The sequence below is a fragment of the Bacillus sp. FSL W7-1360 genome, assembly GCF_038592975.1.
GTDB lineage: Bacteria > Bacillota > Bacilli > Bacillales > Bacillaceae_D > Shouchella > Shouchella lonarensis.
In genome coordinates, this window is the sequence record NZ_CP151950.1 from 2,121,363 (window position 1) to 2,135,120 (window position 13,758).

General features: G+C 40.2%; 14 protein-coding genes. 4 read left to right on the forward strand and 10 right to left on the reverse strand.

The annotated features are described in order from the left end of the window. Positions 1-4: 4 nt before the first annotated feature. From NSQ26_RS10965 to rpmH, 10 genes are all read right to left on the reverse strand, one after another. Positions 5-874: a ParB/RepB/Spo0J family partition protein gene (locus NSQ26_RS10965; RefSeq protein WP_499718180.1), complete on the reverse strand. Its 870-nt coding sequence runs from the start codon at positions 872-874 to the stop codon at positions 5-7. Next, on the reverse strand, positions 867-1,628 hold the full coding sequence (locus NSQ26_RS10970; protein ID WP_090776575.1) for a ParA family protein: 762 nt from the start codon (positions 1,626-1,628) through the stop codon (positions 867-869). The genes NSQ26_RS10965 and NSQ26_RS10970 overlap by 8 nt, the downstream gene beginning before the upstream one ends. 119 nt (positions 1,629-1,747) lie before the next feature. Next, positions 1,748-2,602: a nucleoid occlusion protein gene (gene noc / locus NSQ26_RS10975; protein ID WP_090776574.1), complete on the reverse strand. Its 855-nt coding sequence runs from the start codon at positions 2,600-2,602 to the stop codon at positions 1,748-1,750. 95 nt (positions 2,603-2,697) lie between these two features. Further along, positions 2,698-3,411 (reverse strand): 16S rRNA (guanine(527)-N(7))-methyltransferase RsmG, encoded by a 714-nt coding sequence (gene rsmG, locus NSQ26_RS10980; protein ID WP_090776573.1) that lies wholly within the window; start codon positions 3,409-3,411, stop codon positions 2,698-2,700. Between the two features lie 30 nt (positions 3,412-3,441). Beyond that, the gene (gene mnmG / locus NSQ26_RS10985; protein WP_499718181.1) at positions 3,442-5,352 is read right to left on the reverse strand and encodes a tRNA uridine-5-carboxymethylaminomethyl(34) synthesis enzyme MnmG; all 1,911 of its coding nucleotides are present in this window, start codon (positions 5,350-5,352) and stop codon (positions 3,442-3,444) included. A 75-nt stretch (positions 5,353-5,427) separates the two neighbouring features. Beyond that, positions 5,428-6,804, reverse strand: coding sequence for a tRNA uridine-5-carboxymethylaminomethyl(34) synthesis GTPase MnmE (gene mnmE / locus NSQ26_RS10990; RefSeq protein WP_499718182.1), 1,377 nt, complete (start codon positions 6,802-6,804; stop codon positions 5,428-5,430). 158 nt (positions 6,805-6,962) lie between these two features. Then, positions 6,963-7,592 (reverse strand): RNA-binding cell elongation regulator Jag/EloR, encoded by a 630-nt coding sequence (gene jag, locus NSQ26_RS10995; protein ID WP_499718183.1) that lies wholly within the window; start codon positions 7,590-7,592, stop codon positions 6,963-6,965. Positions 7,593-7,609: 17 nt separating this feature from the next. After that, positions 7,610-8,431 carry a membrane protein insertase YidC gene (yidC, locus tag NSQ26_RS11000; protein WP_499718184.1) on the reverse strand — a complete coding sequence of 274 codons (822 nt, stop codon included), beginning with the start codon at positions 8,429-8,431 and terminating at the stop codon, positions 7,610-7,612. 35 nt (positions 8,432-8,466) lie between these two features. Next, a complete protein-coding gene (rnpA, locus tag NSQ26_RS11005) occupies positions 8,467-8,805 on the reverse strand; it encodes a ribonuclease P protein component (protein ID WP_090776570.1) in 339 nt (112 codons plus the stop codon). Between the two features lie 100 nt (positions 8,806-8,905). Beyond that, a complete protein-coding gene (rpmH, locus tag NSQ26_RS11010) occupies positions 8,906-9,043 on the reverse strand; it encodes a 50S ribosomal protein L34 (protein WP_090776569.1) in 138 nt (45 codons plus the stop codon). Between the two features lie 477 nt (positions 9,044-9,520). Here rpmH and dnaA point away from each other — a divergent pair, with 477 nt between their 5' ends. The 4 genes from dnaA (at position 9,521) to recF (ending at position 13,754) form a co-directional block, all read left to right on the forward strand. Continuing rightward, a complete protein-coding gene (gene dnaA, locus NSQ26_RS11015) occupies positions 9,521-10,879 on the forward strand; it encodes a chromosomal replication initiator protein DnaA (protein WP_090776568.1) in 1,359 nt (452 codons plus the stop codon). Positions 10,880-11,090: 211 nt separating this feature from the next. Next, on the forward strand, positions 11,091-12,239 hold the full coding sequence (dnaN, locus tag NSQ26_RS11020) for a DNA polymerase III subunit beta (RefSeq protein ID WP_090776567.1): 1,149 nt from the start codon (positions 11,091-11,093) through the stop codon (positions 12,237-12,239). A gap of 169 nt (positions 12,240-12,408) precedes the next feature. Then, positions 12,409-12,627, forward strand: coding sequence for a S4 domain-containing protein YaaA (gene yaaA, locus NSQ26_RS11025; RefSeq protein WP_437182649.1), 219 nt, complete (start codon positions 12,409-12,411; stop codon positions 12,625-12,627). Between the two features lie 2 nt (positions 12,628-12,629). Next, positions 12,630-13,754 (forward strand): DNA replication/repair protein RecF, encoded by a 1,125-nt coding sequence (gene recF / locus NSQ26_RS11030; protein WP_499718186.1) that lies wholly within the window; start codon positions 12,630-12,632, stop codon positions 13,752-13,754. Positions 13,755-13,758 lie beyond the last annotated feature (4 nt).

Genomic DNA, 13,758 nt, shown 5'->3' on the forward strand with positions numbered 1-13,758 from the left:
CTATTTATACGTCACTCGGTTGCACGAGTAATGTTAAAATCCTTTCCAAATCACTCTCCGAAAAGTAATCAATTTCGATTTTCCCTTTCTTCTTTCCTGGCTTAATTGTGACAGCTGTACCTAACGCATCACGTAATTGTGCTTGTTGTTCTTGAATTGCAAGCGATAGATTGACAGTTACCTTTTTTGTTTCACGTGAAACATGTTCATTTACTCGCTGAACCAAATGCTCTACTTCACGTACACTTAGTGACTGCTGCAAAATTTGTTCAAGCACCATTGATAATTTTTCTTTATCAGACAAACCAAGTAAAGCACGACCATGTCCCATAGAAAGTTTCCCTACAGAAATAAACTCCTGTACAACCTGAGGCAATTGTAACAATCTCAAATGGTTGGCAATATGGGGTCTGCTTTTTCCTAGCCGTTTCGCTAACTGTTCTTGTGTCACTGTAGTATTCGCTAACAGCTTTTCATACGCAATCGCTTCTTCAATAGGGTTTAAATCTTCACGCTGCAAATTTTCAATCAGTGCAATTTCCATCATTTCTGTTTCTGCCAACGTTTGAATAATGACTGGTACTTCGGTGAGTCCAGCTTGCTTTGCAGCCCGAACACGACGTTCTCCCATCACAATTTCATAACCTTTAATACTTTCCCTTACTGTAACAGGTTGTAAAATTCCATGCACACGAATGGAATCGCGCAGCTCTGCTAAAGCGGCTTCTGAAAATGTCTTTCGTGGCTGATACGGGTTAGGACGCAGCTCATTAATTGGCACATATTTTACTTGTTCAGATATTACCTCTTCCTGTTCAGGAAAAAAAGCTTCCAACCCTTTCCCTAAACCTTTTTTTCCTAATGCTTTACCCATTTGCCACCACTTCCTTTGCTAAGTCTACATATACTTCTGCACCGCGTGACCTCGCATCATAGGCAATAATTGGTTTCCCGTGACTTGGCGCCTCTCCCAGACGAATTGTTCGTGGAATAATCGTGTCAAACACCTTATCACGAAAATATTTTTTCACTTCATCAATGACTTGAATACCCAAATTTGTACGCGCATCTAACATCGTTAATAAGACACCTTCAATTGCAAGTGACGTATTCAAGTGCTTTTGCACAAGCCGAATTGTATTCAATAATTGACTCAAACCTTCCAGTGCATAATATTCACATTGAACAGGCACAACAACAGAGTCTGCTGCTGTTAACGCATTTAATGTTAACAGCCCAAGCGACGGAGGGCAATCAATGAAAATATAGTCATATTTGTCTTTTACAGGCGTAAGTGCTTTTTTCAACCGTACCTCTCTTGAAATTGTCGGGACTAACTCAATTTCAGCACCTGATAGTTGAATGGTTGCTGGGATCACATCTAGATTCTCAACAGATGATGTCCGAATCACTTTTTTTACATCCATATCATCTACAAGCAAATCATACACACACTCATCCACATCACCTTTTTCAACCCCAACGCCACTCGTTGCATTTCCTTGGGGATCAATGTCAACGAGCAAAACCCTTTTTCCTAAGAAAGCTAAACATGCACTTAAATTCACAGACGTTGTGGTCTTTCCTACGCCGCCCTTTTGATTTGCGACAGCGATAATTTTCGACACATTGACACCTACTTTCTTACAATTACTGGTCGTATATATTTTGAGCAAAGGGACACGCGTACCACAACCTATCACTCATATACTTGGCGATAAAAAGACCTATCTTTTGAAGAGATAGATCATTTCTTCGGGATGCGAATCGTAAATTGATAAAACTCCTCGTTATCTTCTTCATCTGTGTCCACATTCAAACCACTTTTTAACACCATATCAACTGATTGTCGAATTGTGTTCATAGCAATTCTCATGTCTTTTGGATAAGATTTACGAAGCGCTTTTTTCTTCTTTACTGGGGCTTCTTCTTCCTCTTTCAATAAAAAAGAATCTTGAATCCATGCTTCCGTTTCTTTGACATTTAAATGTTCAGATACAATTTTATTCAAAAGTTCTTTCTGAGCAGATAGATCTTTTAACCTCAATAATGCACGTGCATGCCTTTCCGAAATATCTCGCTTCAAAATCGCCTCTTGTACTTCTTCTGGTAATTGTAACAACCGCAATTTGTTGGCAATCGTTGATTGGGCCTTTCCAAGTCGTTGTGCCAAGCTTTCTTGGGTTAAATCATGCATTTTAATTAACTTTGCATACGCCACCGCTTCCTCAATTGCTGTCAAACCTTCACGCTGCAAGTTCTCAATTAAAGCAATCGAGGCCGTTTGTCTGTCATTAAACGTCTTTACAATCGCTGGAATCGTTTCCCATTCAAGTGAAGTGACCGCTCGCCAACGCCGTTCTCCCGCAATAATTTCATATTTGTCCTCGTGTTTTCGCACAACGATTGGTTGAATAACACCGTGCGTTCGGATCGTTTGCGCAAGTTCCTCAATCCGATCTGGATCAAACATTGTCCGTGGTTGAAAGCGGTTTGGAATCAAGTCTTTTACTGCAAGTTGTTGCACCTCTTCGTTTTCAGTTAGCTGCGCATCATCGTTCTTATCTTGGAAGCCAAATAGGCGTGAAAACGATTGCTTCATCGCTTCGAACACCACCTTTTCGTTTGTTTCGACATGAACGTAGAAAAATCCTCTTTTTGTCGATCATTCTTCACAATGTTTCACGTGAAACATTATTATTGGATTGGTTGTTTATTTGGGATCCCAGCTTTTCTTGGATATTTCTTCGGTGTCAACTTGACTTTTTTTATTTGAACAATGTGGCGTTCACTTCCCTCCACAGGTAATCGTAACTGGTGATCCTGTACAAGCTTGCCACCTACCATCGCAATCGCTTTTTCTGCCTCTTTTAATTCTAAAACTGTCTCTGCTCCTTTTAAAGCAATAAAATTTCCACCTTGACGCACAAACGGCAAACATAGCTCGCTCAATACAGACATGCGTGCCACTGCTCGCGCCATAACGACATCATACTTCTCTCGATGAGTCGCCGATTGACCAGCATTTTCGGCGCGATCGTGACAAAAAGATACCCCTACTAATTGTAATTCCTCTGCTAACTCCGTTAAAAATTTAATTCGTTTGTTAAGAGAGTCAATGATTGTTACTTGTAAGTCCGGATACATGATTTTGAGTGGGATACTTGGAAATCCCGCGCCAGCCCCTATATCAACGATGTTTTGCGTTGAAAAATCATAATAAAAACCCGCTGTCAAACAATCATAAAAGTGCTTCACATAGACATCATCTTCCGCAGTAATTGCGGTGAGATTTATTTTTTCATTCCAAGAGACGAGTAGCTTAAAATAACGGGCAAACTGCGCCTCTTGTTTTCCTGATAACATCATCCCTGCGCTTTCTAACCATGAAGGGAACTCGACTTTACTCAAACGTTTCCACTCCTTAAAACGATACAACCCTTACGTACAAGGTTCATTCGCGTCACTTGATGTTTTTGCAAGTCTACCTTGCTCCAAATAAACAAGCAAAATCGACACATCAGCTGGGTTTACTCCTGCTACACGTGAGGCTTGACCAACAGAAAGTGGTCGAACTTGTTGCAACTTCTGCCTTGCTTCTGTTGCTAATCCTTGGATTGCTTCGTAATCAAGGTCTTCCGGAATATACTTTTGCTCCATCTTCTGCAACCGTTCCACTTGTTGTTGTTGTTTGTCAATATAGCCCTCGTACTTCACTTGAATCTCAACTTGTTCACATACATCCTCACTTACCGGCACTGGTGGTGGCGAAATCATTTGTGACAACAACGCATATGACATTTCTGGCCGTTTTAGCACTGCCGTTGCCAAGGCAGCTTCTGTCATTGGACTTGAACCGTGCGCTTGTAATAGTTCATTTCCAGCTGCAGTTGGTTTCACCACTAACCGAGAAAGACGCGCTTTTTCTTCAGCAATAGCGTGCTTTTTAGCTATAAACTGATCGTAGCGTGATTGAGAGATCAAACCAATTTCATGTCCTGTTTCTGTTAAACGTAAGTCTGCATTATCATGACGCAATAGTAAACGAAATTCCGCTCGCGAAGTTAGAAGCCGATAAGGTTCATTGGTTCCTTTTGTGACGAGGTCATCAATCAGCACACCGATGTATGCCTCCGACCGATCGAGAATAAGGCCTTCTTTTCCAAATACTTTTTGTGCGGCATTAATACCTGCCATCAATCCTTGACCAGCAGCTTCTTCATAACCAGATGTCCCGTTAATTTGCCCTGCCGTAAACAGGCCACTAATTTTTTTCGTTTCTAGTGTTGGCCATAGTTGCGTCGGCACAATCGCATCATATTCAATTGCATAACCAGGACGCATCATCCGTACTTGTTCTAAACCAGGGATTGTTTTTAACATCTCTAATTGCACATCTTCTGGTAAACTTGTTGACAATCCTTGGACATACACTTCTGTCGTATCTCTTCCTTCTGGTTCGAGAAAAATTTGGTGCCGGGGTTTATCATGGAAACGAACAATTTTATCTTCAATCGAAGGACAATATCTTGGACCTGTCCCTTCTATCATACCAGAATACATTGGTGAACGTTTTAAATTTGTTGAAATAATATTATGCGTATTCGCTCCTGTGTACGTGAGCCAACAAGGCAACTGTTTAAGCATCGGCGCGACAGTTTCAAAAGAAAATGCGCGCGGAACATCGTCGCCTGGTTGGATTTCTGTCTTTGTATAATCAATTGTTTCCCCATTTACACGGGGTGGCGTGCCCGTTTTAAAACGAACCATCTCAAATCCTAGTTCCTTTAGATGGTCAGACAATTTAATGGACGGTTGCATATTATTTGGCCCTGACTCATATGCGAGTTCACCTAAAATAATTTTCCCTCGTAAATAAGTGCCGGTCGTCACAACAACAGCCTTTGCACGATAGTGGGCGCCCGTGTTTGTAATCACACCACGACACTCATTGTCTTCAATGATCAATCGGTCAACCATTCCTTGACGAAGCAACAAGTTTTCCTGCATTTCAATCGTCTTTTTCATCTCATGTTGGTAACGAAACTTATCTGCTTGTGCCCGCAACGCTCGCACCGCTGGGCCTTTCCCTGTATTCAACATTCTCATTTGAATGTATGTCTTATCTATATTGCGTCCCATTTCTCCACCAAGCGCATCAATCTCACGGACAACAATACCTTTTGCCGGTCCACCAACAGAGGGATTGCAAGGCATATAAGCTACCGCATCTAAATTAAGTGTAAGGATCAACGTCTTTGCGCCCATACGCGCTGCTGCTAACCCTGCCTCTACACCTGCATGACCGGCACCAATGACGATGACATCAAATGTACCGCCTTCATAACTCATGTTCTTCGACTACTTGCGTTCATTGCTCGTCACAAGCAGTGCACCCTTCCTTTCGCACACGCGAGCCTCGCGTTGTTATTTTCCTAAGCAAAATTGCGCAAATAACTGATCAATCAAATGTTCGTGTACGTCTTGTCCAATAATTTCTCCAAGTAGTTCCCACGTTCGCGTGACATCAATTTGAATCAAATCTACTGGTACACCTTCCGTACTGGCATTAATTGCTTCGGTTGTATGGTGATACGCCTGTTCAAGCAACGCAATGTGACGAGTATTCGACACATATGTCAGGTCGCCCCCTTCAATACCTCCAGCAAAAAATAATGACTGAATTGCTTCTTCCAGTACTGTAGTTCCTTCATCATGTAACAAAGACATGCTCACAATTGGGCGGTCGTTTGCCAATTGTTGTACACGGTTCATGTCAATTTCTCTATATTGATCCGTTTTATTGACAATGACAATGACGTCCATATCACGTGTTGCTTCAAATAAAGCTTCATCCTCAACAGTGAGTTTCTCTGCATAGTTTAAAACAAGTAAGACAAGGTCAGCTTCCTGCAACACTTGCCTCGATCGTGCCACTCCAATTCGCTCAACTTGGTCGTCCGTCTCACGAATACCGGCTGTATCAATTAACCGTAATGGAACACCCCGCACATTCACATATTCTTCAAGCACATCTCTTGTTGTCCCAGGAATATTCGTGACAATGGCTTTTGCCTCTTGCACAAGGCTATTCATTAACGATGATTTACCCACATTCGGTCGACCAATAATCGCCGTAGCTAAACCTTCTCGCAACACTTTTCCTTGCTTTGCTGTTTGTAGTAAACCCTCTATCTCTGAATGTACCACCGTCATTTTTTCATAAATGACCTGTGCCGTGATTGTTTCTGCATCGTATTCAGGATAATCAATATTTACTTCAACAGCAGCAACTGTTTCTAATACCTTTTGTCTTAACTGCTGAATCTTTTTTGATAGTCGTCCTTCGACCTGTCTGAGCGCAGTACGCATCGCTCGATCTGTTTTGGAACGAATTAAATCCATTACACCCTCTGCTTGTGACAAGTCAATTCGTCCATTCAAAAAAGCACGCTTTGTAAATTCTCCCGGCTCAGCCAATCGAGCGCCTTGCTTTAACACTGCCTGTAATACACGGTTCACTGACACGAGCCCACCGTGACAATTCAGTTCAATGACATCTTCGCGCGTGTATGTGCGTGGTGCGCGCATCACCGTCACCATGACTTCTTCCATCATTTCCTCTTCATCAACATCTCTTAAATGTCCGTAAACAATTGTATGGCTAGCAACACTTTCCAATGGTTGACGTCCACGAAAAAGTTTATCCGCAATCGCAATCGCTTGATCTCCGCTCAGCCGGACAATTCCAATCGCACCTTCTCCTAGTGCTGTGGATATCGCCGCAATCGTATCTGTTTTCATTTGTTCACCCCCTACCTTCACATTATCCACAAGGGTATTCTCAACATCTAAGAATAACACATGCGAAATGAAAAATCCAATTATTTATCCACATGTTTATATCGCTTTCGATGACAATTAAAAAAAAGACCAGCTATGCTGATCTTTAAAAAGAACCTTTACTTTGGTTCCACAACGACATGGCGCCGACTACCTTCTCCTTCAGACCGGGTTTTTACATACGCTTCATTCGCTAAAGTCATATGAATTACTTTTCTCTCACGAGCTGGCATCGGCTCCAGTACAACCGGTTGTTGAACCGTTTGTACTTTTTTACTTACACGGAAAGCCAAATATTTTAATGCCTCTTCTCGCTTTGAGCGATACTCTCCAGCATCTAAATGAACACGCACTGGGTTCACACCATCTGCGTGCCCAGTTGCCAAATTCGTTAACAACTCCAATCCATCAAGTGTCTGACCTTTTTTACCAATGAGCCGACCTTGATCTGCTTCATTGCTTGCATCCAATGTCATCTGTAAGCGGCGTCCTGATTGATTTACGTTAATTTTTGCTTCAATATTCATCTGTTTTAGCGTTTTTACTAGGAAAGAATGGGCAACATCAGCTGACTGCGGTCTCACTTCAACCTCAATGACCGCTTGTTTTGAACGAAACAAACGAAGCAAACCTTTTTGCGGTTGTGAAATCACCTTGTACATCAGTTGTTCCTTAGGGACAGACAGTTCTTCTAATGCTTTGGAGACAGCCTCTTCAATGGTCCGACCTGTAACCGTATGCTTCACCATGCCACTTTCCCCTTTCATTATTTACGTTTTTTCGGTCGTTTCTTTTTCTTTTTGGATTTTGATTGCTGGTTGCTACGTTTCACCGGTTGTTCAATCATTTGTCCAGAAATCGCTACGTTTGCTGATCGGTTCATAAAGTATGTTTGCAAAATCATAAATACATTTCCAGCGATCCAATATAAAACGACAGCTGCTGGTAACACGACCCCTATGACAAGAATCATGATTGGCATCGCATAAAGCAAGATTTTCATCTGCGGGCTATTTTGCACCATCATCATTTTTTGTTGCAAAAATGTCAGCACGCACGCTAAGACAGGTAAGATAAAATAAGGATCTGCATTCGTTAATGCAAACCAAGCAAACGTTTCGCCTTCAAAATGATCTGTTCGCATAATTGCATGATAAATCGCCAAAAAAATCGGCATTTGAATTAACAAAGGTAAACAACCAGAAAAAGGATTCACTTTATGTTTCGAAAATAAAGCTTGCATTTCCTGATTCAATTTCATCGTTGTATTACGGTCTTTCGCACTATATGTCTCTTTTAATGCCTGCATTTTCGGTTGCAACTGCTGCATGGCCCGCATACTTTTTGTTTGCTTTATCGTTAGTGGTAACAACAATATACGAAAAAGTACTGTTACTATAATAATAGCAAACCCATAACTCTTTATCCAGTTCGCGATCCATATCATTAGCTGTGAAAGCGGATAAACAAAAAAGTTGTTCCAAATCCCCTCACTTTCAGCAGTAATGGGCTCATTTATACTGAAACATCCTGATAAAAATAGCAACATCGACATGACAAAGATGAGCCAGCCAGTCTTCCTTTTCAATGACGTACATCCTCTCTCATCCTCATTTTATGTCACTACTGAATCACATTGGCTTTCTTCATGACGTGACATAAACTTGATTTCGTTTCTAAAAAATTTAAATTACTTGAAGGCTTGCGTGCAATCACAACATAGTCATAATTGAATCGTAATCGTAACCCTAACTCCTGAAAAGCCGCGCGAATCAAACGTTTAATCCGATTTCTGCATACTGCATGACCAACACGCTTTGAGACAGATAATCCGACCCGAAACTGTGTTTGTCCTTCTTTCGGCAATACATATAAAACAAATTGACGATTGGCAAAAGACTTTCCATGTGTGAATACAGCCGAAAACTCACTATTTTTCTTTATTCGTTGTTCTTTTTTCATCCATCACACAACCTTTCACATCGTCGTGTCTTTTTTATCCGCAATAACAAATGAAGTGATGACACTCCTAACGCGTAAAAAGACCACTGGTGTCAGTGGTCTACGCAGTCAATACTTTTCTTCCTTTTTTCCGACGATTTGCAATGACTTTACGACCATTTTTTGTCGCCATACGTGCACGGAAGCCATGATTCTTTTTCCGCTTTCGGTTGTTTGGTTGGAACGTTGGTTTACCCAATGTATGCCACCTCCCTCGAGGATTGTATCATAATAGACACTCCAAAAAATTATATAAAAAGACTGCTATTTTGTCAACCCTTCCGCCTATTGTGGATAATCTTTTCTTGTCCACAACATTTATCGACAGTCCTTTCGACAAGTTATACACATATCTAGTGTCGTGTATATGTTCATCCTACTATATACAGAAGTTTGTGGATAAATCTTTTCAAACGTTGCGGTTTCTTCTATTTTTTGCTATGATTATATTGTTTTCACTTGAGGATACCGATGAGCGTTGAAAAAGTTATTCACACCTTGTGGGTAATTCTGTGGACATTTTTCCAAGCATGTTCAAAACGCTATCCACAACCATATTAATTGTGTGATTATCCCTTTTACAATTTTCATTCCAAGACAGCGCAACTTTGACATACATTCCACGACAAGCAACGCAATATTTTTTAACGAATACATATAAAAAGGAGGAGCATTTTTGGAAAACATCCATGATTTATGGGATCAAGTGTTAAATGAAATGAAAAAAAAAGTAAGCAAACCTAGTTATGAAACGTGGTTGAAAACGACCATTGCACAATCAATTCAAGAAGATACCATCATTGTTGTGGCTCCGAACGCATTTGCACGTGATTGGCTGGAAAAACATTATACAGTGCTCGCTTCTACGATGGTTGAACAACTTACAGGGACAAAACTCATACCGAAATTTGTTATTCCGCAACATGAACAAAATACCATGACAGAAACTGCTGCAGAACAAGCTGCACCAACCGCTCCTCCAAAAGATTCCCCTGTTGAAACAACAGGCTCACACACCATGTTGAATGACAAATATACGTTCAACACTTTTGTCATTGGTTCAGGAAATCGTTTTGCACACGCTGCCTCTTTAGCTGTAGCTGAAGCGCCAGCTAAAGCATATAACCCTTTATTTATATATGGTGGGGTTGGGTTAGGCAAAACACATTTAATGCATGCCATTGGTCACTACGTCATGGAACATAACCCGCAAGCAAAAGTCGTTTATTTGTCGTCTGAAAAATTCACGAATGAATTTATTAATGCCATTCGTGATAACAAAGCTGTTCATTTTCGCAACAAATACCGCAATGTTGATGTGTTACTAATTGACGATATCCAGTTTATTGCTGGGAAAATCCAGACACAAGAAGAGTTTTTTCATACCTTTAACGCATTACATGAAGAATGCAAACAAATTGTCATTTCAAGTGATCGACCACCCAAAGAAATTCCTACTTTAGAAGATCGACTTCGCTCTCGATTTGAATGGGGATTAATTACTGACATTACACCCCCTGATTTAGAAACAAGGATTGCCATTTTACGCAAAAAGGCAAAAGCAGAGAAGCTTGATATTCCAAACGAAGTAATGCTTTATATTGCCAACCAAATTGATACAAACATTCGTGAACTAGAAGGTGCACTTATTCGTGTTGTTGCATATTCATCGCTTGTGAATCAAGACATGAATGCTGATTTAGCCGCTGAAGCACTAAAAGACATTATTCCAAATGCACTGCCAAAAACACTTTCAATCGTTGACATCCAAAAACTTGTTGGTGACCACTATCAAGTGAAATTAGAAGATTTTAAAGCAAAAAAACGCACAAAGTCAGTTGCATTCCCAAGACAAATCGCGATGTACTTGTCACGAGAGTTAACCGATGCTTCTTTACCGAAGATTGGGAGTGAATTTGGGGGCCGTGATCATACAACGGTCATACATGCACATGAAAAAATCACAAAATTGCTCTCGACAGATCCTGAACTACAGCAAAAAATACAACTGATCAGTGAACAATTACGACAATAGCAAGTGTGTATGTGTATAAAGAAGTCGTAGCTATGCACAACTTGTCCACATGTGCATAGCTACGACTTATAAAGGGCGTACTCGGTTATCCACAAATACACAGCCCCTATTACTATTACTACGGTTTTAAAAGATTAAGATATATACCTCAGTCTCTTTATGAGACGTGTAAATATCTTATTTCTATACATATGAAAAGGAGTTTGCATTCATGCATATTTTAGTGAATAGTCATCGAATGATTCAAGAAGTTCAGCACGTTGTCAAAGCTGTTTCTTCACGAACGACGATCCCCATCCTGTCAGGAATTAAATTGGATGTCTCTGCTGCAGGTTTAACATTAATTGGGAGTGATGCAAATATTTCCATTGAATCGTTTATCCCGACAGTTGAAAACGAGCAAGAGATTGTGACCATTCATCAAACAGGTGCAATCGTGTTGCCCGCTAAATATTTAGCTGAAATTGTCAAGAAGTTACCTGGAGAAGAAATGGACATACATGTGCAACAACCATTTTCTGTTACAATTCAGTCTGGCGCGTCTATCTTTACTTTAAATGGATTTGATCCAGAAGAGTACCCGCGCTTACCTGTTGTACAAAATGATGCACAATTTTCACTCCCGCAACAAGTATTTAAAAATGTGATTCGCCAAACGGCTTTTGCTGTGTCTACACAAGAAACCCGTCCTGTTTTAACAGGTGTGCACCTATGTATCGTAGGAAAAAAACTGACATGTACTGCAACGGATAGTCACCGACTTGCTTTACGAACAGTTGAAGTCGACCTGAATGAAAATGATGGGAACGTAAACAATGTCGTTATACCAGGTAGAAGTCTTCAAGAACTAAACAAAATTTTAGAAGATGTGTCTGATGATGTAGAAATTGTTGTCACAGACAATCAAATTTTGTTTAAGGTAGGGAATCTTTTATTCTTTTCACGTCTACTAGAAGGGAAATATCCTGTCACGACAGAGATGATTCCCGCAAAAGCACAAGCGAAAACAACTTTCGAATTAAAGACAAAGTCATTATTGCAAACATTGGAGCGTGCATTACTGTTATCACGTGAAGGAAAAAACAATGTTGTTCACCTAAAAGTGATTGATCAAACGCAAATTGAACTGACGTCTACTTCACAAGAAATTGGGAAAGTGACAGAACAATTGCACGTTGAAAAACTTCAGGGAGAGCACATGCACATTTCTTTCAATGGCAAAAATGTCATTGATGCGTTACGTGTTGTTGATAGTGAAAATATTTATATGATGTTTACAGGCACAATGAATGCATTTCTTGTTCGTCCAAGTGAGAGTGATCATACGATACACTTATTTTCCCCTGTACGAACGTACTAAAAGTTGTTGAATCTCTTGAAAAAAGCTTGGCTAGATGCATTTCATTTAGTACAATAGAGAGTGAACAAATGAGCGATCTATGTAAAAAAATAGATAAGCTAGAGAAGTAAGGCAGCAATCGTGATCGATGTGCTGTCTTGCTACTTCATAGCTGATTGTGGGGTATACGTTGAAACAAATAATGATCAAAGATGATACGATCACCCTAGGACAATTATTAAAAGAAATAGGTGTTATACAAACCGGTGGGATGGCGAAATGGTATTTGGCGGAGTATGTATTGCTTGTGAATGGTGAAAAAGAGACACGGCGCGGTAAGAAATTGTGCAATGCTGATGTCGTCACACTTGAAGACGGTCAGCAATTTCAAGTTGTACAAAGGGGATAAAAATGTACATTCGTTCACTTGCATTAGCGTCTTATCGAAACTATTCCCAGCTCTCTGTTTCTTTTGATCCAGGAATAAACATTTTACAAGGGGAAAACGCGCAAGGGAAAACGAATATATTAGAAGCCATCTTTGTTGCTGCATTAGCGAAGTCACACCGTGTTGTAAAGGATAAGCAACTTATTCAAATAGACAAAACGTTTGCCCGTGTCAATGTCAAAGTTTCAAAACGAACCCAGGATGTTGAACTTGATTTTATTCTTTCTCATAAAGGAAAACACGGGAAAATAAATGGGCTGCAGCAAAGACGATTGAGTGAGTATGTTGGGAATTTAAATGTGGTCATGTTTGCCCCCGAAGATTTAGCTTTAGTAAAGGGGAGTCCACAAGTGAGGCGGCGTTTTATTGATATGGAACTCGGTCAAATGAGCCCGATATATTTACAACATTTGACTCAATACAGCCAAGTATTAAAACAGCGTAATGTGCTATTAAAAAAGTTACAAGTTCAAACAACAAGTTCATCTCTTATGATGATGCTAGACGTATTGACAGAGCAGTTGATCATAGAAGCAGCGGTCATTATGCACAAGAGAGCCCAATTTTTACAACAACTTCAGCAATGGGCGCAGGTGATTCATGAAAAGATGAGCCGTAAGCAAGAAATATTGAAGTTACGCTATCTCCCTTCGGTGGAGGTATCAGATAAAGAAAACTTGTCGAAAATAAAAGAAGAACTTCACAGTGCATACAAACAAAAAAAAATGTTAGAAGTAAAGCGTGGCATCACACTTTTTGGGCCACATCGAGATGATATGGCTATTTCTGTCAATGAAATGGATGTGCATACGTATGGTTCACAAGGACAGCAGCGAACAGCGGCACTATCTATTAAGTTAGCTGAAATTGATTTAATTTACGCTGAAACAGGAGAATTTCCTGTGTTATTGTTAGACGATGTTTTATCAGAACTAGATCGCCATAGACAATCGCAGTTGTTAGAGACGATTGACAATCGGGTACAAACGTTTGTAACGACAACGACCACAAATGAATTACATCAAACGGTGTTAGAGCAGGCGCAAACATTTTATATAAATCAAGGAACACTTGAAGTAACGGGGTGAATAA

Excerpts from the sequence above, each read along its gene's own strand:
- NSQ26_RS10965 (WP_499718180.1), bottom strand. The coding sequence starts at position 874 with ATGGGTAAAGCATTAGGAAAAAAAGGTTTAGGGAAAGGGTTGGAAGCT.
- noc (WP_090776574.1), bottom strand. The coding sequence starts at position 2,602 with ATGAAGCAATCGTTTTCACGCCTATTTGGCTTCCAAGATAAGAACGAT.
- mnmG (WP_499718181.1), bottom strand. The coding sequence starts at position 5,352 with ATGAGTTATGAAGGCGGTACATTTGATGTCATCGTCATTGGTGCCGGT.
- mnmE (WP_499718182.1), bottom strand. The coding sequence starts at position 6,804 with ATGAAAACAGATACGATTGCGGCGATATCCACAGCACTAGGAGAAGGT.
- jag (WP_499718183.1), bottom strand. The coding sequence starts at position 7,592 with ATGGTGAAGCATACGGTTACAGGTCGGACCATTGAAGAGGCTGTCTCC.
- rnpA (WP_090776570.1), bottom strand. The coding sequence starts at position 8,805 with ATGAAAAAAGAACAACGAATAAAGAAAAATAGTGAGTTTTCGGCTGTA.
- dnaN (WP_090776567.1), top strand. The coding sequence starts at position 11,091 with ATGCATATTTTAGTGAATAGTCATCGAATGATTCAAGAAGTTCAGCAC.
- recF (WP_499718186.1), top strand. The coding sequence starts at position 12,630 with ATGTACATTCGTTCACTTGCATTAGCGTCTTATCGAAACTATTCCCAG.